20 protein-coding genes are annotated in these 22,848 nt (G+C 68.2%); 7 read left to right on the top strand and 13 right to left on the bottom strand.

Annotated elements, in window-relative coordinates; genetic code table 11:
- The coding region (locus NTY77_10030; GenBank protein MCX5795820.1) for a hypothetical protein at positions 1-2,258 on the top strand (2,258 nt) is incomplete at its 5' end.
- A gap of 10 nt (positions 2,259-2,268) precedes the next feature.
- Here the strand turns inward: NTY77_10030 and NTY77_10025 are convergent.
- On the bottom strand, positions 2,269-2,532 hold the full coding sequence (locus NTY77_10025; GenBank protein MCX5795819.1) for a hypothetical protein: 264 nt from the start codon (positions 2,530-2,532) through the stop codon (positions 2,269-2,271).
- A 189-nt stretch (positions 2,533-2,721) separates the two neighbouring features.
- Between NTY77_10025 and NTY77_10020 the strand changes: the two genes are divergently transcribed.
- Positions 2,722-4,956, top strand: coding sequence for an acetate--CoA ligase family protein (locus tag NTY77_10020; GenBank protein ID MCX5795818.1), 2,235 nt, complete (start codon positions 2,722-2,724; stop codon positions 4,954-4,956).
- 17 nt (positions 4,957-4,973) lie between these two features.
- Positions 4,974-6,785, top strand: coding sequence for a carbon starvation protein A (locus NTY77_10015; protein ID MCX5795817.1), 1,812 nt, complete (start codon positions 4,974-4,976; stop codon positions 6,783-6,785).
- A 7-nt stretch (positions 6,786-6,792) separates the two neighbouring features.
- Here the strand turns inward: NTY77_10015 and NTY77_10010 are convergent, their stop codons facing one another.
- Positions 6,793-8,601, bottom strand: a complete 1,809-nt coding sequence (locus NTY77_10010; GenBank protein ID MCX5795816.1) for a U32 family peptidase — start codon at positions 8,599-8,601, stop codon at positions 6,793-6,795.
- 113 nt (positions 8,602-8,714) lie between these two features.
- Between NTY77_10010 and NTY77_10005 the strand changes: the two genes are divergently transcribed.
- Positions 8,715-10,001, top strand: a complete 1,287-nt coding sequence (locus tag NTY77_10005) for a hypothetical protein (GenBank protein MCX5795815.1) — start codon at positions 8,715-8,717, stop codon at positions 9,999-10,001.
- A gap of 33 nt (positions 10,002-10,034) precedes the next feature.
- Here NTY77_10005 and nadA read toward each other — a convergent pair whose 3' ends face one another.
- The 4 genes from nadA to NTY77_09985 are packed head-to-tail and all read right to left on the bottom strand — an operon-like array spanning position 10,035 to position 12,830.
- Complete coding sequence (nadA, locus tag NTY77_10000; GenBank protein MCX5795814.1) at positions 10,035-11,090, bottom strand: quinolinate synthase NadA; 1,056 nt, start codon at positions 11,088-11,090, stop codon at positions 10,035-10,037.
- The gene (locus NTY77_09995) at positions 11,087-11,800 is read right to left on the bottom strand and encodes a glycerophosphodiester phosphodiesterase family protein (GenBank protein ID MCX5795813.1); all 714 of its coding nucleotides are present in this window, start codon (positions 11,798-11,800) and stop codon (positions 11,087-11,089) included. The genes nadA and NTY77_09995 overlap by 4 nt, the downstream gene beginning before the upstream one ends.
- Entirely contained in the window at positions 11,791-12,594 is an 804-nt protein-coding gene (locus tag NTY77_09990; protein ID MCX5795812.1) for a PHP domain-containing protein, read from the bottom strand. Before NTY77_09990 ends, NTY77_09995 begins: the two co-directional genes overlap by 10 nt.
- Before the next feature lie 8 nt (positions 12,595-12,602).
- Positions 12,603-12,830 (bottom strand): NifU family protein, encoded by a 228-nt coding sequence (locus tag NTY77_09985; GenBank protein MCX5795811.1) that lies wholly within the window; start codon positions 12,828-12,830, stop codon positions 12,603-12,605.
- 100 nt (positions 12,831-12,930) lie between these two features.
- Here NTY77_09985 and NTY77_09980 point away from each other — a divergent pair, with 100 nt between their 5' ends.
- Together NTY77_09980 and NTY77_09975 are read left to right on the top strand one after the other, a co-directional pair.
- A complete protein-coding gene (locus NTY77_09980) occupies positions 12,931-13,755 on the top strand; it encodes a carboxypeptidase-like regulatory domain-containing protein (GenBank protein MCX5795810.1) in 825 nt (274 codons plus the stop codon).
- Between the two features lie 24 nt (positions 13,756-13,779).
- On the top strand, positions 13,780-14,970 hold the full coding sequence (locus NTY77_09975; GenBank protein ID MCX5795809.1) for a hypothetical protein: 1,191 nt from the start codon (positions 13,780-13,782) through the stop codon (positions 14,968-14,970).
- 12 nt (positions 14,971-14,982) lie between these two features.
- On the opposite strand, the gene NTY77_09970 is transcribed toward NTY77_09975, so the two are convergent.
- The 7 genes from NTY77_09970 to NTY77_09940 form a co-directional block, all read right to left on the bottom strand.
- Entirely contained in the window at positions 14,983-15,702 is a 720-nt protein-coding gene (locus NTY77_09970; protein MCX5795808.1) for an ABC transporter ATP-binding protein, read from the bottom strand.
- Positions 15,699-17,483, bottom strand: coding sequence for a branched-chain amino acid ABC transporter ATP-binding protein/permease (locus tag NTY77_09965; protein ID MCX5795807.1), 1,785 nt, complete (start codon positions 17,481-17,483; stop codon positions 15,699-15,701). The genes NTY77_09970 and NTY77_09965 overlap by 4 nt, the downstream gene beginning before the upstream one ends.
- Complete coding sequence (locus NTY77_09960; protein MCX5795806.1) at positions 17,483-18,358, bottom strand: branched-chain amino acid ABC transporter permease; 876 nt, start codon at positions 18,356-18,358, stop codon at positions 17,483-17,485. Before NTY77_09960 ends, NTY77_09965 begins: the two co-directional genes overlap by 1 nt.
- A 3-nt stretch (positions 18,359-18,361) precedes the next feature.
- Positions 18,362-19,435: an ABC transporter substrate-binding protein gene (locus tag NTY77_09955; GenBank protein MCX5795805.1), complete on the bottom strand. Its 1,074-nt coding sequence runs from the start codon at positions 19,433-19,435 to the stop codon at positions 18,362-18,364.
- Positions 19,432-19,563 carry a hypothetical protein gene (locus tag NTY77_09950; GenBank protein MCX5795804.1) on the bottom strand — a complete coding sequence of 44 codons (132 nt, stop codon included), beginning with the start codon at positions 19,561-19,563 and terminating at the stop codon, positions 19,432-19,434. Before NTY77_09950 ends, NTY77_09955 begins: the two co-directional genes overlap by 4 nt.
- A gap of 69 nt (positions 19,564-19,632) precedes the next feature.
- Positions 19,633-20,448, bottom strand: a complete 816-nt coding sequence (locus tag NTY77_09945; protein MCX5795803.1) for a hypothetical protein — start codon at positions 20,446-20,448, stop codon at positions 19,633-19,635.
- Entirely contained in the window at positions 20,441-21,487 is a 1,047-nt protein-coding gene (locus NTY77_09940) for a tetratricopeptide repeat protein (protein MCX5795802.1), read from the bottom strand. The genes NTY77_09945 and NTY77_09940 overlap by 8 nt, the downstream gene beginning before the upstream one ends.
- Positions 21,488-21,575: 88 nt before the next feature.
- Between NTY77_09940 and NTY77_09935 the strand changes: the two genes are divergently transcribed.
- Positions 21,576-22,574, top strand: coding sequence for a class II fructose-1,6-bisphosphate aldolase (locus tag NTY77_09935; protein ID MCX5795801.1), 999 nt, complete (start codon positions 21,576-21,578; stop codon positions 22,572-22,574).
- Positions 22,575-22,848 lie beyond the last annotated feature (274 nt).

Raw genomic sequence — 22,848 nt, 5'->3', positions numbered from 1 at the left:
AGCCGGTCGCCGACAAGGCCTTCTTCGAAGATGTGGACCTCTGCTACCGGACCTTGTGCGCCATCCTGTTCAATTTCGTGCCGACCTCCGGGCATCCGGGCGGCAGCATCTCGTCGGGGCGCATCGTATCGAGCCTGCTCTTTGAAGGCCTGGACTATGATTTCCCGCACCCGGACCGGATGGATGCGGACCTGCTCTGCTACGCGGCCGGACACAAGGCGCTGGGGCTCTACGCCATGTACTCCCTGCGCAACGAGCTGGTGCGCATCGGCGACCCCGCGCAGCTGGCGCCGGTGGCCCGGCAGCTGCGCCTGGAGGACCTGCTGGGATTCCGCCGCAACCCGACCCAGAGCACGCCCCTCTTCAAGCGGCATCGCGCCAAGCCCCTGGACGGCCATCCCACCCCGGCCGTGCCCTTCGTGCCCTTGGCGACCGGCGCCAGCGGCGTGGGCGTGACCGCAGGCGTGGGACTGGCCCTGGCCGCGCTCGACGCCTACGGCCCCGAGGCTCCCCGCATCCATCTGCTTGAAGGCGAGGGCGGCATGACCCCGGGCCGGGTGCATGAAGCCCTGGGCATGGCCGGCACCGTCGGACTGGAGAACCTGCGCCTGCATGTGGACTGGAACCAGGCCTCCATCGACTCCAACGCGGTCTGCGCCGCGGACAAATGCCCCGGCGACTACGTCCAGTGGGACCCCATGGAGTTGCTGGCCTTGCACGACTGGAACGTCATCGACGCGGGAGACGGGTCGGATTTCCGGCGCGTGCTCTCCGCTCAGAAGCTGGCCGCAAGCCTGGCCAACGGCCAGCCCACGGCCATCGTCTACCGGACCACCAAGGGCTGGCGCTACGGCATCGAAGGCAGCGCCTCACACGGAGCCGGGCATCCTTTCTGCTCCGAAGGCTACCACCAGGCCGTGGCTCCCTTCGAGAAGAGATTCAAGGTCGAGTTCCCCCGCTTCGAGGGCGAAAAGACTCCCGAGCGGATGGAACAGACCTACTTCGACACCCTGTTGCGCCTGCGCCAGGCCCTGGAGCAGCGCCGGGACATCCCGGCCCGGGCCGCGGAGAAGATCGCGGCCGCGGCCGCGCGCCTGCAGGCCAAGGCCCGCGCCCCCAGGCCGGACGGGCCCACGGCCGGCCTCATCTACACGGACGCGGTGTCGGCCGAGCGCGCTCCCGCGGAGCTCGGCATCGTTCCGGGCCGGGCCATGACCCTGCGCGCGGCCCTGGGCGATTCCCTGGGTCATCTCAACACCCTCACCCACGGGTCTTTCCTGGCCTGCGCCGCGGACCTCTTGGAGTCCACCAGCATCTCCGCGGTGGGCGGGAGCTTCCCCAAGGGCTTCTACAACGCCAAGACCAACCCCGCCTCCAGGCTGGTCCCGGTCGGCGGCATCTGCGAGGACGCCATGGGCGGGGTCATGGCCGGGGTCTCCAGCTTCGGCGCCCACATCGGCGTGACCAGCTCCTACTCCGCCTTCATCGCGGCCCTGGAGCACATCCCGGCGCGCCTGCACGCGATCGGCCAGCAGGCCCGGCGCGATGCCACGGGCGAGCCTTTCCGGCCCTGGATCATGGTCAACGCCCATGCCGGCCCGATGACCGGCGAGGACGGTCCCACCCACGCGGACCCCCAGCCCCTCCAGCTCCTGGCCGGGAACTTCCCGAAGGGCGCGCTCATCACCTTGATCCCCTGGGAGCCGCAGGAGGTCTGGCCCTTGCTGGTCGCCGCCCTTAAGACCAGACCAGCGATCATCGCGCCCTTCGTGACCCGGCCAGCGGAGGCCATACCCGACCGCGCGGCCCTGAAGCTTCCGCCCCCGCACGCCGCGACCAAAGGGCTCTACGCCTGGCGCCGCAGCGACAAGACCGACGCGACCGTGGTCCTGCAGGGCTGCGCGGTGGCGCTGCTTTTCTCGCGGCAGGTGCTGCCCGAGCTCGATAAGCAGGGAGTCCCGGTCAACATCTTCTACGTCTCCAGCGGAGAACTCTTCGACCTGTTGCCGGCGCAGGAGCAACAGGCCATCTACCCGGAGCGGCTGGCCCGGCAGGCCATGGCCATCACGGACTACACCTGGCCCACCATGGCGCGGTGGATCCATACGCAGGACGGCCTGCGCCGCTCCCGGCACCCGTTCCGCAAGGACCGGTTCCTGGGCAGCGGCAACTGGGAAAAGGTGCTCGAAGAAGCCGGCTTGGACGGTCCGGCCCAACTCCAGGCGGTGCTGGAGTGGTGCCGAAAGACCGGCAAGTAGCAGCCCCCGGTCAGGGCACCGTGCTTTGCACGTCCTTGACTTGGATGTGGACGCTGCTCTCCTGCACAGCCTCGGGCGACATCTCGTGGATCTTCCACCAATAGGCGCCGGCGGCGGCGGCCATGAGGAAGATCAGGATCAGCTTGTACGGTATGCGGACGGGTTTCTGCTCTATCGGCTGGCCATAGCACTCCGCATCCAGCTTCTCCCAGCAGAAGTTGCACTGGTCGCTGGTGTCAGGCAACATCGTGTTGCAGACCGGGCAATGTTTCATGGCTGCCACCAAGTCGCAGGAACGACCTCCTTGGGCAGAGCGATGGACGGTCCAGATTCCCTATCGTATTGACAATGTGGTATCGCTAATAAGTTAACCCCTTATCATTGCCTTGTCAAGACCCATCGCATCGTCGAGTCCGGCCCCAAGTAGCCTTCATGGGGAATAATTTCCTAGGATGATGCTCCCATGAACGAGATAGAGTCCCTGCTCTCACACGCAGCGCAAGAGGGCCGCTGGGCCCTTTCCGAGATCGAAGTCTACGACGTCCTCGACCGGCTGGGCCTGGACACCCCGAAGCGCGACTTGGTCGCGCTCTCGCGCATCCCGCTGCCTGAGGCCGGACTCAAGACCCTGCTCGCGACGCTCCCGGGAGAGAAAGTCGTGCTCAAGGTCTCCTCGCACAAGACCCTGCACAAGACCGAAGCCGGCGGGGTCAAGGTCTGCGCCAAGGCCGACGCCGCGGCCCGGCTCTCGGAGATGAAGTCCAAGTTCAAGGACGCCGACGGGATCCTGGTCACCGAGTTCGTGCCCCACGCGGTCTTCTCATTGGGCCAGGAGCTCATGCTCGGGGCTCGGGCCGACAAAGCCTTCGGGCCCATCATGACCTTGGGCATCGGCGGCACCGACGCCGAGGGTCTCACCTCGGCCCTCAAGCCCGGCTTCTCTCCGGCCATCGCCGCGGTCAAGCTCGTCTCTGACGGCGGCGGCTGGCAGCGCTTCCTCGACCGGGCTTGGATCTGGCGCTACGTCTCCGGCAACGTGCGCGGCGGCCAGCGCCTGGCCGAGGACGCGGCCATGCTGCGCTGGCTCGACGGCTTTCAAAGGCTTCTCGCTCATTTCTCGGACGGCTGCGGCTGCGCCTGGGCCATCGAGGAAGTCGAGGTCAACCCCCTGGCCGTATCCGACGAGCGTATCGTGGCCCTGGACGGCGTGCTGCGCTTCCGCAAGGCCCAGTCCGGGACGCGGGTCTTCCCCTCGGCCAGGGCCGTCTGGTCTTTGCTCAAGCCCGCCACCGTGGCCGTGGCCGGAGTCAGCGAGAAGAAGATGAACATGGGCCGCATCATCCTGGGCAACGTGATCGAGGCCGGATTCGACAAGAAGCGCCTGTTCGTGCTCAAGGACTACGCGGGGGAGATCGACGGCGCCAAGTGCTTCAAGAGCCCCGCCGACTTCCCGGAGCCGGTGGACATGTTCGTGGTGGCCGTGCCCTCGCCCGAGGTCCCGGCCCTGCTGCGCGACTCGGCCGAGTCCGGGAAGGTCCGCGGAGTCGCCCTCATCTCCGGAGGCATGGGCGAGAAATCCGGCAGCGAAGGGGTGCACAACGAGGTCCTGGACGTGATCGCCGAGGGCCGCAGGAAGAACCCGGATTTCGCGGTCTCGGGCGGAAACTCCCTGGGCATCGTCTCCGTGCCGGCCAAGGTCAACACCTTCTTCATCCCCAAGAAGAAGCTCGTCCTCGGCGCGGAGGAGAACCCCGCCCACGCGCGCACCGCCTTCGTCAGCCAGAGCGGAGCCTTCGTCATCTCCGTGGTGAGCAAGATGGAGTGGCTCAAGCCCGCCTACTGCGTGACCGTGGGCAACCAGATGGACGTCACCGTCTGCGACTACGTGGAACAGCTGGTGGAGGACGAGACGGTCAAGGTGATCCTGGTGTATCTGGAGGGCTTGAAGGAGGAGGACGGCCTCAAGCTCACGCACAGCGTGGCCCGGGCCCGGGCCACGGGCAAGACCGTCATCGTTTACAAAGCCGGCCGCACTCCGACCGGGACCAAGGCGGTGATGGGGCATACGGCCTCCATCGCCGGAGATTTCGTGGTGGCCCGCTCCGTGCTCAACGCCGCGGGCGCCCTGTTCGCGGAGAACTTCGACCATTTCGAGGAGCTGGTGCAGATGTCATGCTTCTGCCACGGCCGCCCCGCGGGCCAGGGACGGCTTTTCGTCCTGAGCAACGCGGGCTTCGAGACCGCGGGCACGGCCGACAGCATCCTGCCTCAGGGCCCGGTGAGCGCCGCGGCCACGGACGGTCCCCTGGGCAGAAGGCTGGCCGAGATACTCCGGAAGCACAAGCTCGACTCCATCGTGGACGTACGCAACCCCCTGGACGTCACGCCCATGGCTACGGACGCCGCCCTGATCGAGATCGCGGCCGCCGTATTGGAATCGCCGCAGGTGGACGGCCTGGTGGCGGCCGGCATCCCCCTGACGCCGGCCATGAAGACCCTGCCGGAGGAAGGCCTGGCGGGATCCTTCCCGGCCAAGCTGGGGGAACTGGCCAAGGCCTCGGGCAAGCCGGTGGTCTGCAGCGTGGCCTGCGGCTCGCTCTACGAGCCGTACGTGGCCGAGGCGCGCAAGCACGGCCTGCCGGTGTTCAGGTCCGCGGACCGGGCGCTGCGGGCCATGGCCGCCTTCTGCCAGCGGTAGCCAGCACGACAATAGAGATGAACGCGCTGACATTGGTCCTCGTGACCCTGTGCACCTTCGCGATCGCCTACCGGTTCTACGGGTTGTACATCGCCGACAAGGTCCTGGGCTTGCAGTCCCGGCGGGCCACGCCTGCGGTCGCCCTGGCGGACGGCCACGACTATGTCAAGACCAACCGGTACGTCCTCTTCGGGCACCACTTCGCGGCCATCGCCGCGGCCGGGCCGCTGTTGGGACCGGTCCTGGCCGCGCAGTTCGGCTACCTGCCCGGGGCGCTGTGGATCATCATCGGCACGGTGCTGGCGGGAGGCGTCCACGACATGGTCGTGCTTTTCGCTTCCGTAAGGCACAAGGGGCAGAGCATCTCCAGGATCGCCGAGAGCGAGATCGGCAAGACCGCGGGGCTGGCCGCATCTTTGGCGGTCCTTTCCATCCTCATCTTGACCCTCGCCGGGCTCTCGCTGGCGGTCGTCAACGCCATGGCCGCCAGCCCCTGGGGGACCTTCACCGTCTTCGCAACCATGCCGATCGCCCTGCTCATGGGCCTCTGGCTGCACAGGTTCCGTCCGGGGGACGTGGCCGGGGCGAGCCTGATGGGCGTGGCGCTCCTGGCCGTGGTGATCTGGGCCGGGCCTCATGTGGCGGCCAGCCCGTTCTGGGCGCCCTGCTTCACGTTCTCGCGCAGCCAACTGGCGATCATCATCCCGGTCTATGGGTTCATCGCCGCCTCGCTGCCGGTCTGGGTCCTGCTCTGCCCCCGAGATTACCTTTCCACCTACCTGAAGATCGGGACCGTCGTGATGCTTGTCGGCGGCATCTTCATCGTCCGGCCGGATTTCCAGATGCCGGCCCTGACCCCCTTCATCCACGGCGGCGGGCCGATCATCCCGGGCCGCGTCTATCCCTTCGTCATGATCACCATCGCCTGCGGCGCCCTGTCGGGGTTCCATGCGATCATCGGCTCCGGGACGACCCCGAAGATGATCGCCGACGAGCGGGATATCCTGTTCATCGGCTACGGGGCCATGCTGGTCGAGGGGTTCGTGGCCGTCATGGCCCTGGTGGCGGCCTGCGTCCTGCTCCCGGCCGATTACTTCGCCATCAACGCGGCTCCGGCGGCTTACGCCAAGCTGGGAATAATCCCCGTCCACCTCCCCGCTTTGGCCCAGTCGGTCGGCGAGCAGCTCCAAGGCCGCACGGGCGGAGCCGTTTCCCTCGCGGTGGGCATGGCGCACATATTCTCCCAGGTCCCCTTCATGAAAGGGCTGATGGCGTATTGGTATCACTTCGCGATCATGTTCGAAGCCGTGTTCATCCTCACCGCCGTCGATACGGGAACCCGGGTGGGGAGGTTCCTGGTGCAGGAGTCCCTCGGCAGGGTCTTCCCGAAGTTCCGGAGGAAGGCCTGGATGCCGGGCATCGTCCTGAGTGGATCCCTTTTCACCGCGGCATGGGGCTATCTGGTCTACACCGGGGACATCACGACCATCTGGCCGCTCTACGGCATGAGCAACCAGCTCCTGGCCTCGGGCGCTCTGATCATCGCCACGGTCATGCTGCTCCGGCTGGGTAAGTCGAGGTCCGCCTGGATCACCGCCGTCCCGGGCTCCGTGATGGCCGCGACGGCGCTCTACGCCGGCTGCCTCAACATCGCCACCAACTACCTTCCCAAGGGGGATTACTTTCTGACCGCGCTCTCGCTGGGGGTCATGGCCCTGATCGTCAGCGTTTTCCTTGCGGCGACGCGGCGGGCGCTGGCTCTGCTCAAAGTCGAGAGACGGGTGCAGGACGCCGACGGCGATATGGTCCTGGAGCTGGTAAAGGAGTAGCTCCCAGCTACGATCCGTAGACTTCCATCCGGCAGGCTTCGCAGTCGAACTCCAGGCGCAGGCGCGCGCCGTCCCCGTCAGCCAAGAACAACGGCGCCACCGGCTTGCCCCCTCCGCATGACTTCAGGGCACGGCGCAGGCAGTACCGGCAGGTCATGAGGCGAGTCCCCTTGGGCACCCGGCCCGCCTCCAAAGCGCGCGGGACGGATCTCACTCCGTGCGCCCGCAGGAACTTCTCCGCCAGCCGGTTCATGACATTGGCCTCGAACCCCAGCTCGCTCTCCGGATAGACGGCGTCGGCCTGGGCCGGCCGGCGCAGGTCCCGCGGATGGCTCTTCAGACGGGCCTCGATCAAAGCCGTCGCGGCCTGCCGCCGCAGCTCGTTCAAGACCGAGACCGGCACGAACATCGGGCGCTCCGGGACCGCGACGCGGCCCGCCGCCAGCCCGGTCCCCCCCAGCTTCGCCAACTGACGCCGCATCGTCTCCAAGGCCTGACCGCCGTCCTTCGGCTTGGCCTTCTCGCAGACGGCCTCGGCGCGAGCCTCCACGCCGTCCTCATCCCGCAAGAGCAGCTCCAGCCCGGCCTTGGTCTCCTTGAGCTCCAGCGCCACGCCGATGCGCCTCTCGATGCGCGCGCTCTCCAGAGCCCGAAGCCACAGCCGGTCGTGGTTGCGGAACAGCCGCGTGCCGCGGACCAGGCCCCGCGCGTACTCCACCCAGATCCCCCCCCCCTCCACCTTGTTCACCGGCGTGCCGCACAGGCAGCCCTTCTCGTCGAAATACGCCAGCCCGTCGCCCGGGTGCAGGGCGGCCGGAGCCTCCAGGTCGATGCGGTTGCCGCGCACCGAGCGCACCACCCCCACCGCCGCGCCCGTGAACTTGGGTGCGGCATGGTCATGCAGCGCCGGGTCGCGCCCCTTGAGGAAATACGTGGTATAGCCCCGGTTGAAGGTCTTGGCCAAGTCCGGCGCGAAATCGGCGCTCACCGTGCCGGAAGAGGCTTTCCTCCCGCCGGACTTGGCCAGGGCCGAATCGAGCGCGCGGCGGTACCAGAGGACCGTGTTCTTCACGTAGGCCGCGTCCTTGAGGCGCCCCTCGATCTTGAACGATGTGACGCCCGCCGCGATGAGCGCTTCGAGCTGGCTCGAAAGGTTGAGGTCCTTCAGGCACAAGGCGTGGCAGTTCTCCGCGATGATCAGGCCTGTGCCGTCCGTCACCCGGTACGGCTTGCGGCAGGGCTGGGCGCATTCGCCGCGGTTGGCGCTGCGGCCGCCCAAGGCGTAGCTCAGGTAGCAGCGGCCGCTGTAAGAGACGCAGAGCGCGCCATGCACGAAGGCTTCCAGCTCGATGCCCGGCGCCTCCGCGGCGACCTTCCGGATCTCTTCGAGCGACAGCTCGCGCGCCAGGATCGCGCGCTGGAAACCGACATCCCGCAGGAACCGCACGCGCTCCGGAGCGGCGGTGTGCATCTGCGTGCTGGCGATGAGCGGCACGGGCGGCAAGTCCAGCTCCAGGAGGCCGAAGTCCTGGATGATGACCGCGTCCACCCCATCCTCCCAGAGCTGGCCGATGAGCCGGCGGGCGGGCTCCAGCTCATCGTCGCGCAGGATGGTGTTGACCGCGGCATAGACTTTGGCGCGGAAAAGGTGCGCCCGGGCGATGAGCTTGGCCACGACGGAGCGCGGATTGGCCGCCGCTTGGCGCGCGCTGAAGCGCTCCGGGCCGATATAGACCGCGTCCGCGCCGCATTCCAAGGCCGCGAGCCCGCAGGCGAGGTCCTTGGCTGGAGCCAGCAGTTCGAAGGTCTTGTCCATGGATTAGGCTGCCATGATATTATATCCGCTCGGGAGCGTCATTAATCGAAAGATATTACGTTTTCACTGAGTCCGCCTTGACTTCATCGGCGAGGGAAACTACAATCTTCATGATGCCGGAACATCGGTGGAGCCGTCAGCTCCTGGCCTGCGCCTTCAGCTTGGCGTTTGCGGGCACCGTCTCGGCCCAGGTCAAGGGCGACGAACAGAACCCCGAAGCGCCGGCCGTCGCGTGGGCCCCGGACCCCGGCGTCATGGCCTCGTTCCGCCGGGAATTCCTCTCCCAGGCCCGGGCCTGCTTCCTGGACCCGAGCGGCCGCACGCCGCCGCCCCAGACCGGCACCCCTTTCCCGAAGAACTTCGTCGACGTCTTCGCCAAGGACATCGCAGACCTCAAGTCTCTGGCGTCGCAGATCGCCTATCTGACGCTGGGGCGCGGCCCGGAGGACATGTCCGTCTACGCCGACATGGTCGTGCACGTGGCCGCGCGCCTGGGCATCGAACCTCCGGAATCGGCCCTGCCGAAATACCGCGACCGGCTCAGGCTCCGGGACCAGGGCCTGACGCCCCAGCAGGAGCAGGGTTTCTCCGAGCTCACCGAGGCCGTGCGCGCGCCGAACTCTCAGAAGCGCTGCCTCTATGTGGCCGACATCTTCGGCAAGCCGGCCTTGGCCGCGGGCCCGCAGCCCCAGAAGGCCGCGCGCCCGGGGCGCAAACGGCGCCGCGGACGCGCCGTGGTGACCGCGCCGCCCGAGCCGCCAGGGCCGTCCCAGAGCGTGCTCGACGCCATCGACTGGAAGCGCGCCGACGAACTGGCCTCGGCGGCAGCCGAGGGCGCCGACGGCTGGAACCGGCACACGCGCCGCCGCCGGCGCGGGCGCTGCTACGAGTGGGTGCGCATGGCGCTCCAGAAGACCGACCTCTGGACCGACGACTATCGCACCGAAGTCACGGCCAAAGGCGACTGGCGGCGGCCGCGCCGGGCCTACAGCTTCGCCTGGGCCATGAACAAGCTCGAGTCACGCTGGCAGCGGGATCCTTTCCTCGGCCGCCAGGCGCCCCTGCGGCGGCTCGACCTGCGCGTGGACCCCCTGGTCAAGGGCAGCATCGTGGTCTTCGACCGCAAGGCCTGCGGCTTCAACAACCGCTCCGGCCATATCGAGGTGATCTCCTCGATCGAGCCCCTGCGCGCCTCCAGCTACAAGTTCCACGAGGTCAAGCTCGACTGCCTCGCCAAGGCGGCCAACGCCGGCTTGGTCCACATCTACGTCCCCCAGCGCCTGGATCCTTACCCTCCGCAGTCAGCCGATGCCGCTACGCCTGCCCCCGCGACCTTGGCTGGACCGAGCCCGCTGGCCGCGGTTCCGATCAAGGGGAATCCCGCCTCCGCCAATCCTTGACCGCCCCGCTCGCAGAGGGCTCGACTCAGCCGGTCAGAGCTTGACCGTGTCTTCGGCCAGCTCGAACATGCGGCGCACCGCGGCCTTGGCCCGGGCCGCGGTCTCGGCGGGGACCTCGATGCGGGCGGAGAGCGGCGGGTCCTCGAGCGCGCGCAGGACGCCGCGCAGGTCGGTCATCTTCATGTAGGGGCACAGCCGGCACATGAACACGAAGTTCTTCTCCGGGAAGCGCGTGCGGGCCAGCTCACCCAGGCCGCACTCGGTCACCAGCATATAGTACGGCGCCCGGGTCCTCTCCACGTAGCTCATCATGTCCCCGGTGCCGCCCACGAAATCGACCAAAGCCACCAGCGCCGGGCTGCATTCCGCGTGCGCCAGGATCCTCAGGCCCGGGTAAATCTTGCGGTAGAGGGCGATCGCGAAGGCGTCGAACTTATCGTGCACGATGCAGGTGCCCTTCCAGATGATGAGCTCCTCTGCGACCTTCTTGCCCAAAGCGGCGGCCAGGTTGCGGCCCATCATCTCGTCCGGGACGAAGATCACCTTGGGGTGCTTGGCGAATAGCCGGCCGAGTATGCGGGCCGCGTTGGCGCTGGTCACGATGACGTCCGATTCGGCCTTGACCTCGGCCGAGGTGTTGATGTAGGTCGCCACCGGAGCGCCGGGGTGCGCGGCCTTGAGCCGGCGCACCTCCGCGGCCGTGATGCTCTCGGAGAGCGAGCAGCCGGCCCCGGAGGCGGGCAGGAGCACCGTCTTCTCCGGGTTGAGGATCTTGGCCGTCTCGGCCATGAAGCGCACGCCGCAGAAGACGATGGTCTTGGCCGGCGATTGCGCGCAGAGCTTGGCCAGCTTGTAGGAGTCGCCCACGAAGTCGGCCACGCCCACGAGGAGCTCCGGCCTCTGGTAGACATGTCCCGGGATGACGGCCTGGCGCGGGCCCTTGAGGGCGTTGATCCTCCAGGTCAGGGAGGCCGCCTGGGCCAAGTCCTTCTCGCAGAAGCCGAGGTCCGCCAGTCCCGCGCCGGCGAGGCGGTCGATCTCGCGGCGGAGCTCCGCGGCGGACGGCGCCGGCGCTTTCAGGACCTTCATGCGGTCTTCTCCAGCAGCCGGGGGAAATTCGTGAACACCCCGTCGACCCCCATCTTGAGCAGGCGACGAGCCTGGGCCTCGTCGTTGACCGTATAGACCAGCACCCGCAGGCGTCTGCGGTGTCCGCCCGACACCCGGGCGGCGTCGACCTGCCGCAGGCTCAGGTGCAGGCTCTCGGCCCGCAGCGATTGGATCTCCTCCCAGGCGGTCTCGATCGGGGTCTCGCCCAGCAGATAGCCCAGACGCGCCTTGGGCTCCAGCGCGCGCACGGCGCGCAGGGCCTGGTGATCGAAGCTCGACACGACGCAGGTCTTGAGCGCCCGCCGCCGGCGCAGGAGCTCGACCACGCGGCCCTCGATGCCGGGATAGCAGGCCGAGCCGCGCTTGAGCTCCAGATGCACCTCGGCCTTCTTGCCCACGACGTCCAGGACCTCGTCGAGCCGGGGGATGCGCTCCCCGGAGAAGCGCCGGTCGAACCAGGAGCCCACGTCGAACCGGCGGAGCTCCTGCCAAGTGAGGTCCCGGATGTGCTCGGGCCAGCCGGCCGTGCGGCGCAGGCTTTCGTCGTGGATGACCACCAACTCCTTGTCCGCGGCCTGGTGCACGTCGAACTCCACCGCCTGGGCCCCCAGCTCCATAGCCAGCCGGAACGACGCCAGGGTATTCTCCGGGGCCAGGCCGCTGGCGCCGCGATGGGCGATCAGCCGCATCGCGCCAACCTCCGCAGAAAGCTCCGTCCGATCTCCTCCGGCACCTCGACGCCCATGGGGCCTTCGCGGCCGCTGCCCCGTCCATGATAATCGCTGCCGCCGGTCACGACCAGATCGAAACGGTCGGCCAGATCCTGGAAGCGGATGATGTCCGAGGGCGAGTGGCCGGCGTAGTAGACTTCGATGCCTTCCAGGCCCGACTGGACCCAGGCCTCGATATCCTCCTTGTCCGCGACCGTCCCCGGGTGCGCGACGGCCGCGAAGCCCCCCGCGGCGCGGATCAGCGCGATCGCCTCCGCGACCGAAGGCCCCAGAGATTCGACATACGCGGGACGCCCTTGCGCCAAGAACCGGCGGAAAGCCTCCGCGCGGGTCGGCACCACGCCCTTGCGCTTGAGAGCATCGGCCACATGGGCCCGGCCCAAGGTCTCCCGGCAATCCCCGCGCACCTCCTCGCAGGTCAGCTCCACCCCCAGGGCCCCGAGCTTCTCGAGCATGCCCTCAAGCCTCCGGAGCCGGCGCTCGCGGAACTCGGCCAGGGCCGCGAGGAGCCCAGAGTCCTGCCAGCGGATGCCGTAGCCCAGGATATGGACGTTCTCCCCATGCCTGGTGTTGATCTCCACGCCGCAGCGCAGGTCCAGAGGCCGCCCCTGGGCCGCCGCCTGAGCCTCGGAGAAGCCCGAGACGCTGTCGTGGTCGCTGAGCGCGAGCAGAGAGACCCCGGCCTTCTCGGCGCGCGCCACGACCTCGGCGGGAGTGGCCGTGCCGTCCGAATAGGTGGAATGCGTGTGCAGGTCGATCTTCAGACGGCGACGACCTCTTTGACCTCGGGGACGTCCTGCTTGAGCATCCGCTCCACGCCGCCCTTGAGGGTCATGGCCGCGTGCGGGCAGCAGCCGCAGGCTCCGCGCAGGGAGACCTTGACCAAGCCCTTCTTCTCGTCCACGCTCACCAGCTCGATGTCGCCGCCATCCGCCTGCAGGTTGGGGCGGATCTTCTCCAGGGCCTTCAAGACCTTTTCTTTGAACATTTGCCGACCTCCGTTGCGCAATCCGCGGCTGCCATCCTATTCTATCAATTCTGGACTCCGGAGTCTGGCCGGCGGACGGATTTTCTAGTATGATTTCGGTGTGTCAGAGACGGTCCGATGCCCGCGGTGCCACGGCGAGGTCGAAGCCTCCGCCGCGTCCTGCCCGAGGTGCATGCGGCCCCGCGACCAGGACGAGATCGCCCGCTGCCTCATGGGGCTGCGGCAGGCGCAGCAGGCGCAGCAGGCGCGGCCGGCGTTGGCCCCGTCCACACGCCGCATCCTGCAATGGGCCTTGCTGGCGGTCCTCGTCATCGAAGGAGCCCTCCTGTTCTGGCGGCAGCGCCGAGACCTGGCCGTCTCCTGCCGGTCCGGCATGTCTTTCGCCGTGGAATGGCTGGGGCTCGACGCGGTCCTCCAGAGCCAGCCGCAAGCCCAGCCTGCGGCCACGCCGGCTGCGGCTGAACCTCTCTCTTTGGTTTCCGCTGCCCCTGCGGCGGCGCCGCTCCCCGCCGTAGCCGCGAGCACGGGCCCTGCGGCGCCGGCCGCCAAGCCCCCCCGGCCCGACTACTGGCTGATCCGCGGCTTGGTCTATGACCTCTACAGCCTCAAGCCGGTCTCCGGGGCGCAGGTGAGCTTCGTTTCGCACTCCACAGGAGAGAAGCTGCTCGCCTCCACGGACCGCACCGGCCACTACTCGCTCAAGGCGTCCCGGCTCAGCTCAGGGGGCTACGACGTCACGATCCGGCACCCGCGCTACCATGACAATTATCTCGATGAGAACGATCCCCCCTACCGGCAGTTGGGCCTGGAGCGGCGCAAGGACGCGGGGACCTTGTTCCTGCAATCCGACGTCCTGCACGTGCCCTTCCTGCCGCCGTTCGACGAGGACCGCCCCTGGCTGGACCTGGTCCTCATGCCCCGGTAGTTCGATTTTGGTATCCTGATGGGGATGCTGTCGCCTTTCTGCGCGTCCCTCCTGCTGGCCGCCGTCGTCCAGGCCGGAGGACCCATCCCCGCGCCGCCGGCCGTCATCGTCTCTTCCGGCGTCGCCACCGCCACCGCAGCCGCGGTGACGCCGGTGGTGGCGCCGCCGCCCCGGAGCCTCAAGCCTCCGTCTTGGTCCAAACCCCTGCACGGAGTGCACATGACCGGCTGGGGCGCGGGCGCCCCCAAGGCCCGCCGGGCCCTCATCCGCGATATGAAGGCCGCGGGCCTCAACGCCGTGGTCATCGCGCTCAAGGAGTACGACGGCTACATGTTCGTGCGCGGCGTGCCCCTCGCCCATGAGACCCGCTCCTACGTCAACGCCATCCCGGACCTGGATGCCTGCGTGCGCGAGTTCAAGGACGCCGGCATCTACACCATCGGCCGGATCGTCCTCTTCAAGGACAACTATCTGGCCCGCCACCGGCCGGACCTGGCCGTGCGCACGCCGGGCGGAGGAATCTGGGCCAACGCCAAGGGCGTGGCCTGGGTGGACCCCTATCGCCGGGTGATCTGGGACTACAACCTGGACATCGCCTCCCGGGCCGTGGCCGCGGGCTTCGACGAGATCCAGTTCGACTACCTGCGCTTCCCCTCGGACGGCAACACGCGGCTATGCCGCTACTCCCGCCCGGACCACAGCGACCGCACGGCCAGAGAGAACCTGGCGGCTTTTCTGACCGCGGCCCAGGAGCGCCTCAAGCCGCTGGGGGTCAAGCTCTCCATCTGCGTGTTCGGCATGACTACGACCGACGACAGCGGCATGGGCATCGGCCAGCACATCTCCGCCCTGACCCGGCAGGTGGACTTCATCTCGCCCATGATGTACCCCTCTCACTATCACAAGGGCATCTACGGCCTCAAGAACCCGAACCGGGAGCCCTACAAGACGATCGAATTCGGGACCCGCGACGCGGTCGCGCGCCTGGGAGCGGACGCCTGGCGGCTGCGGCCTTATTTCCAGGACTTCTCATTGGGCTTCCGCTACAATGCCGAGCAGGTGCGCGCCCAGATCCTGGCGGCGTCCCGCCAGGGCGTGACCAACTGGATCCTGTGGAATCCGCAGAACCGCTACACATGGTCCGCCCTGCGCCACAACAACCAGCCCATCTACGCCGGCCCGCCGGGCAAGCGGCAGGAAAACCCGGCTCCCTGAGGGGCGCCGGCCTCACGTCCCCAGGTACGCCTCCCTGACTCGCGGGTCGCCGAGCAACTCCGGCCCCGTGCCGGAGAGCTCCAGCCGGCCGGATTCGAACACATATCCCCGCGAGGCCATGCGCAGGGCGCTGTTGGCGTTCTGCTCGACCAGCAGGATGGTGACTCCCTGCCGGTTGATGTCCGCCAGCATGGCGAGGATCTCCTTGACGAGCAGAGGCGACAGTCCCATCGAGGGCTCGTCGAGGAGCAGCAGCCCGGCGCCGCCCATGAGCGCCCGCCCCAGGGCCAGCATCTGCTGCTCCCCCCCCGACAGCGTGCCGCCCGGCTGGTTGCTGCGCTCCTTCAGCCTGGGGAAGAGGGCGAAGACGCGCGCGAAGCCGCGGTCCCGCTCCGCGCGGCTGCGGCACGGCCAAGCCGAGAGCCGGAGGTTCTCCCCCACCGTGAGATTGGCGAAGATGCCGCGCCCTTCGGGCACGTGCGCGATGCCGCGCGCCGCGATCCGATGCGGCGGCAGCCCGCGCAGGTCGACCCCCTCGTGCCGGATCTCTCCCGAGTAGCGCAGGAGCCCCGAGATGGCGCGCAGAGTGGTGGACTTGCCCGCCCCGTTGGCTCCGACCAAGGCCACGATCTCGCCTCGGCGCACCTCGAGCGAGACCCCCTTGACGGCCTGGATGCCTCCGTAGTGCACCGAGAGGCCTTTGATCTCGAGCAGGACCTGCCCCGCGCTCATGACGCCGCCTCCTGGCCGAGGTACGCTTCCAGGACCCGCGGGTCGCTCTGGATCTGGGACGGGGTGCCGGCCGCGATGGTGGTGCCGAAATCGAGCACTTCCACCCGCTCGCACACGGACATGACCAGCCGCATCTGGTGCTCGATGAGCAGGATGCTGACCGCGAACTCCGCGCGCACCCGCCTGATGAGCTCCCTGAGCCGGTCCACCTCATGGGGATGCATGCCCGCCGCGGGCTCGTCGAGCAGGAGCAGGCGCGGCCTCGTGGCCAGCGCCCGCACGATCTCCAGCCTGCGCTGCAGGCCGTAGGGAAGGCTGCCCGCGCAGGTCGCGGACTGCCCCTCCAGATCGAAGAAGGCCAGCAGGTCCAGCGCATGGTCCCGTACGCGGGCCTCATCAGCCCGGTAGCCCCCGGCGTGCGACAGGGCCTCGGCCACGCCGCAAGCCGAGCGCGCATAGTGCGCGGTCATGATATTGTCGAGCACGGACAGGTCCTTGAAGAGCCGGATGTTCTGGAACGTCCGGGCGATGCCCGCGGCGTTGATCTCGCCGGGCCGCCGGCCCGTGATGTCCTGGCCGGCGAAGAGGATGCGGCCCTCGTCCGGGCGGTACGCGCCGGTGATGAGGTTGAAGACCGTGGTCTTACCCGCGCCGTTGGGCCCGATGATGCCGACCAACTCCCCCTCGCCCAGGCGCAGGCCGAAGCCGGACACGGCGGTGAGACCGCCGAAGCGGTGGGTGAGGCCGGAGACCTCCAGAAGAGGGGCCTGGGCCCGGGGTGAGGCCGCGGCCTCGGCGCGGGCAGGCCGCCCGGCGCCGCCCCGCGGCTCGGGCCGCCGCCGGAACCACGGGAACTCGCGCAGCCCCATGATGCCGCGCGGCCGGAAGATCATGAGCAGGACGAGCAGCAGGGGCATGAGCACCATGCGCCACATCTCCAGCGGCCGCAGGGCTTCCAGCAGCACCGTGTAGATGGTGGCGCCGAGCAGCGAGCCTCCGATGGAGCCCACGCCGCCGAGGTAGACCATGACCAGCATGTCCGTGGATTTCACGATGTCGAACATCCCGGGGCTGATGTACTGCAGCAGGTGCGCGAACAGGGCGCCTGCCGCGCCGGCGAAGAAGGAGGCCACGACGAAGGTCAGCACCTTCACCTGGCGGGTGTCCACGCCCATGAACTCCGCGGCGGTCTCGTCCTCCCGTACCGCCAGCACGCCGCGGCCGTACCGGGAGTAGATGAAGTTCCGGATGACGAAGACCGTCAGGACGGTCCAGCCGAAGACCCAGGGCAGCGTGGTGAGCCGGTCCATGCCCAGCAGGCCCCGAGGCCCCCCCACCGCGTCGATGTTCTCGATGGCCGACTTCACGATGAAGATGAAGGCCAGCGTCACGATGGCGAGATAGTCCCCCCGCGTCTTGAAAGAGGGCAGGGCCACGAGCAGGCCCAGGAGCGCCGCCGCGCAGCCTCCGGCCAGGGTCGCGGCCGGGAAGGCCCAGGCCGCGCCGTGCGGGAAGACCCGCACGGTCAGCAAGGAGGCGGCGTAGGCGCCGGCCGACATGAATCCCGCATGGCCCACGGAGAACTCCCCCATGAAGCCGTTGATGAGGTTGAGGCTCAGGCAGAGGATGGCGTTGATGCCCACGTACATGAGGATGAGCTGGACATAGGGGTCGAGCAGCCCGAATCGGGGGATGGCCCAGGACAGAAAAAAGCCCGTCACCGTCAGCACGTAGAGCGTGCGCCGGTCCCGAAAGACAGCCGCTACCGCATTCCTGTTCATTAGAGCTTCTGCGGCCGAGGGCGGCCGAAGATCCCGTACGGCCTGAAGATCAGCAGCACGATCAGCAAAGAGAAAGCCACGAAATCCCTGTAGGTGGACGGCAGGGCGACAGCGACCGCGATCTCCACGGCGGCCAGGATGTAGCCCCCCAGCATGGCCCCCCGGATGTCGCCGATGCCTCCCACCACGGCGGAGATGAAGGCCTTCCAGCCCACCAGCACGCCCATGTACGGGTCGATCACCGGATAGGACAGAGCATAGAGCATGCCCGCGGCCCCGCCCAGCGCGCCGCCGATGGCGAAGGTCGCGGAGATGACGCGGTCCACCGGCACGCCCAGCAGGGCCGCGGTCTCACGGTCCCAGGACACGGCGCGCATGGCGATGCCCAGCGGGGTGCGCGCCACGACGAACTGGAGCGCGGCCATGAGACCCACGGACAACAGGACCGTGACGACCTGCAGGGAAGAGACGGCCAGCCCTCCCGCGCTCCAGTTCAGGTTCGTGAAGGCGGGCGGGATGTGCTGCGGGTACGGGCTCAGGGCCAAGGTGAGATGCTCAAGGAAGATGCCCACGCCCAAGGAGGTGATGATGGCGGACACGCGGGGCGCCCGGCGCAGCGGCCGGTAGGCGGAGAACTCGACTGCCGCGGCCAGCAGGGCCACGCCGGCCATGGAGACCAGGAGCGTGGGCACGAAACCCAGGTGCAGGCGCGCCACGCAGATGAAGCAGAGGAAGGCCCCGACCATGAAGAAATCGCCGTGGGCGAAATTGATCATGGTCAGCACGCCGTAGACCATGGTATAGCCCAGGGCGATGAGCGCGTACACGCTGCCCAGCTGCAGGGCGTTGAGGGCCTGCTGGAGGAAGTAGGTCACCGGCTACGGCCGCACGTCCGTGACCCAGACGAACTTGTCGTCCTTGATCTGCAGGATGACCGCTCCCTTCACCGGGTCGCCGGAGCCGGGGGTGAACCTCATGTCCCCGGTGACTCCCTTGTAGTCCGTGGTCCGCGAGAGGGCGTCGCGGATGGCGCGGCGGTCCGTCGTCTTCGCGGCGGCCAGCGCCGCCTTCAGCAGGCCGAACGAGTCGTAGGTGAGCGCCGCCACGTCGTCGGGGACGCTGCCGTAGGCGGCCTGGTAGCTGGCGATGAATCTGCGCGTCACCGGGTTGGTGGTCTGGGGAGAGTAGTGGTTGGAAAGGTAGAAGCCGTCGCAGTCCTTGCCGCACATCTTGATCAGCTCTTCCGTGCTCCAGGCGTCGCTGCCGAGGAATGGGACCTTCAGGCCGAGGCGATGCGCCTGCTGCACCTGCAGCGGCACGTCCGTGTAGTAGCTGGGCAAAAAGACGATGTCGGGGCCCGCCTGCTTGATCTTGGTGAGCTGGGCGGAGAAATCCTTGTCGCCGGTCGTGTAGGTCTCCGCGGCCACCACCTTCCCGCCTCCAGCCTCGAAGCTCTGCTTGAAGAGCTCGGACTGGCTCTTGAGCACCTCGGAGGCCACGTCATAGAGAATGGCGGCCTTCTTGGCCTTGAGGATCTCGGCGGCGAATTTCCCAAGCACATGCCCCTGGAAGGTGTCCGTGAAGCAGGCCCGGAACACGAACTGCTTGGGCTGGTTGGTCTGGGCGTCCAGAGTGGTCTTGGGGTTGGTGGACCAAGGCGCGATCATGACCACGCCCGCCTTCTCGGCGATCTCGGCCGCGGGCAGCGCGTTGCTGCTGGAATTGGGGCCCACGATAGCGGCCACGTCGTCACGGGTGATCGCCTTCTGGGCCGCGGCCGCGGCCTGGTCCGCCTTGGCCGCGGTGTCCTCGATGACCAGCTCGATCATCTTCTTCTTCCCGCCTTCCATCTCGATGCCGCCCGCGTCGTTGATCTCTTTGGCGGCAAGCTGCGCGGCGTTGCGGCAGGAGGCTCCGACCGCGGGGATGGACCCGGTCAGCTCGGCGATCACGCGGGGATGGACCCGGTCAGCTCGGCGATCACGCCGATGCGGATGGTGTCCCCGGAACGCCGGCCGCAGCCCGCGAGCAGAACCGCGGCGGCTGCGAGGCAGGCCAGGGACAGGGGAAGTCTCCTCATGATGTTCTCCTTTGGGAAGCGGGAGGAGATTATATCTCTTTCGAAAAGAAGCGGCGGCCGGGTCCTGCGCTAATCGGAGGCGCCCGCGCGGCGCGCCAGGGCCCATTCCTTCAGCCGCCGGTCGAAGACGTACTTCGCCGCGAGCTGCCCGCCCTGGAGCAGGTCAGCCCCGCCCGCGGGCCATTGCTCGACCCAGGTCAGGCCCGAGTCGTCGTCCTGGACCCACAGCGTGAACTCGTTGCGGCGGCCGACCCGGATGTCCTGGGAGGACATGCGGATGCGCCGGCCCGGATACAGGGAGAAGCCCCCCTCCAGGCTCTTCTCAAGGTCGGCTTCGCCGCGCGCGGCGCAAGCGCGGGCGGCGGCCGGGCGGCCCGCGGCGCGGAGATACTCGACCGTGCGCCGCCCCATCAACAGCCGGACGTACAGGGTCCGCGCGGCCGCGTCCGCGTATTCCTGCGCGTAGACCTTGGCCTCCCCGTCCGGAAGGGGGCGCAGCTGTATCGTGACGGAGACCGTGTCGGAATTGCTCCCGCCGTAGATCTTCATCAGGGAGGTCCCGAGCGGCGACTCCGCCAGGTCCTTGATCGCGCTGTCGAGCGACTGCCCCCGGTTATCGCTGTAGTAGGTCCGCTCGTTGAGCGAGATGGTCTCCGCCAGGGAGGAGGAGAGGTTCTTGACGGCCTGCGCGTAGGCCACGGCGCTCGAGATGCGCATCTCCGGAAGGAAATCCGCCCGGCCCACCCCGGCCACGATCGCCGCGCAATCGATGCCGCCGCAAGGATCGTTGACCCAGGCGGGAGCCTGGGCGCACAGGCGGGCCGGCGCGGCGGCAAGCCCCGCAAGCAGGACGGCCCAGGCCGCCGACGGAAGTCCCCTATTCATTGCGTTCCTCCAGTTCCTTGAGCAAAGCCGCCAGCGCCCCGTTGCCGGGGAAGTCCTTGAGCCCTTCGGCCGCCATTGTCCGGGCTTCCTCGGTCTGGCCCGAGGCGGCGAGGGCCCGCGCGCCGTTGACGCGGAAGGAGACCTCCGCCGGGTACTTGGCCGCGGCCTTGCGGCAGAATTCCGCGCATTCGCGCACCCTGCCGGTCTTGCCGAGGATGGCGGCCTGGCACACCCAGGCGAAGGTCTCGTCGCCCTTGCGCGCGAGCCAGTCGCAGAGGGACTCAGCCTCCCCGTACATCTCGAAGCCGATCAAAGAGCGCAGGATGTCCTGAAGGTGGCCGCCGGCTCCCCCCCCCAAGCTCTGCACGTAGCGCAGGACCTGCAGGAAATGGCGGCACACCATCCAGACCACCCCGTTGCGGCCCAGGTCGAGCCGCACGAGCTTGCGCAAGTCCTCGGCCGCGAAGTGCCCGGCGGCCGGCAGGCAGAGGAGCTTGCCCTCGCCTTCCCGGCCGCCCAGGTCCACGCGGCCGTAGGCGATGCGCACCCCTTCCGGGATGGCGAGGCGCGCCACTGGAAGCTCGTAGAGCTCGGGGGCGTCGTCCGGGACGCGGCCCGCGCAGAGCGAGCGCACCAGCGTCCAGGGGACCGGCACCTGGGTGTCCGTCTCGAGGGTGAGCCGCAGGCCCGCGAAGTAGCGCACCCCGCGCAGGAGGCGGAAGACCTCTCCGGGCTGGTGCTCCATCCAGACGAAATCCTTGCCCCGGGGCGCGCGCAGGCGGCGCGCGCGCACGAACTCGCCCACGTCGTCCCGGGCCGGGAAGAGCGGGACCCAGACCCCGCCCAGCTCCGGATCGCGGTCGGCCCAGGCCGCGAAGTCCTGGGCCTTGCGGCTCACCTTCACCTCGGAGCCCTCCGGCAGCGGCTCGTCCACGCCGAGCAGGAAGGTCTGCGAGCGCAGCAGTTCCCGGTAGAGGCCGCCGCGGGGACGGCGCGGATGGTCCGCGGCCTGCTGGATGAGGACCTCCAACGTTTCCACCACAGTCCCAAGTTAGCCTCTTGGGAACGCGTTGTCAAGCCGGCGGGCTTCAATATTGTAGAATGTCCCCGTCATCCAGGAGGAAATCATGGCCAACATGGTCGCCGACGCCAAGACGGTCTCTTACAAGGAGCTGGGCTTCGTCAACACGCGGGAGATGTTCAAGGACGCGATGCAGAAAGGCTACGCGGTCCCCGCCTACAACTTCAACAACATGGAGCAGCTCCAGGCCATCATCACCGCCTGCCAGAAGAGCCGCTCGCCGGTCATCCTGCAGGTCTCCAAGGGCGCGCGCGACTACGCCAACGCCACGCTGCTGCGCTGGATGGGCCGCGGCGCCATCGAGATGATGAAGGAGATGGGGGCGCCCGTGCCCGTGGCCCTGCACCTCGACCACGGCGACAGCTTCGAGCTCTGCAAGTCCTGCATCGACATGGGCTTCTCCTCGGTCATGATCGACGCCTCCTCCAAGCCCTTCGCGGAGAACGTGGCCCTGACCAAGAAGGTCGTGGAGTACGCGCACCCGCGCGACGTGACCGTAGAAGGCGAGCTGGGCGTGCTGGCCGGCATCGAGGACGAGGTCTCGGCCGAGAAGTCGCACTACACCGACCCCAAGGACGTGGAGGACTTCGTCAAGCAGACCGGCGTGGACTCGCTGGCCATCTCCATCGGCACCAGCCACGGGGCCTACAAGTTCAAGCTCAAGCCGGGCGAGTCCGTGCCGCCCCTGCGCTTCGACATCCTGGAAGCCTGCGAGAAGCGCATCCCGGGCTTCCCCATCGTCCTGCACGGCTCCTCCTCGGTCCCTCCTGAATCCATCGCGCTGATCAACAAGTACGGCGGCAAGATGGACGGGACCGCCGGCATACCGGAAGAGCAGCTGCGCAAGGCCGCCAAGTCCGCGGTGTGCAAGATCAACATCGACTCGGACGGCCGCCTGGTCATGACCGCTGCGATCCGCAAGGTCTTCGCGGAGAAGCCCGGCGAGTTCGACCCGCGCAAGTACCTCGGCCCGGCCCGCGAGGCGCTGGTCAAGATGTACATGGACAAGAACGAGAAGGTCCTCGGCTCCGCCGGCCGCTGTTAAGACTTCGCGTCGCGCAGCGACGCGAAGCAGCCCGTCCCCCCCTATGAGGGGGGACGGGCTTGCTTTTTGGGGGTGGCCCTAGGCCCTTGGACCCATCGCCCCGTGGGCCCGAAGTCCCTGGCAGTCCTGGGCCCTCCGCACTACACTGATCCCAGCTCTTTCGGATCAGTCTCACCGTGCGACCCGGGGGATCGGCCCCGGGCTGAAATGCGATCCCGCCATAACGGGATGAACCCACGGGCTTCGTAGGATCAGGATTTCGTCCTGATCCTAG

The organism is Elusimicrobiota bacterium (genome assembly GCA_026388095.1).
Lineage (GTDB): Bacteria > Elusimicrobiota > Elusimicrobia > UBA1565 > UBA9628 > UBA9628.
This window is presented reverse-complemented; position numbering and strand designations above follow the sequence as displayed.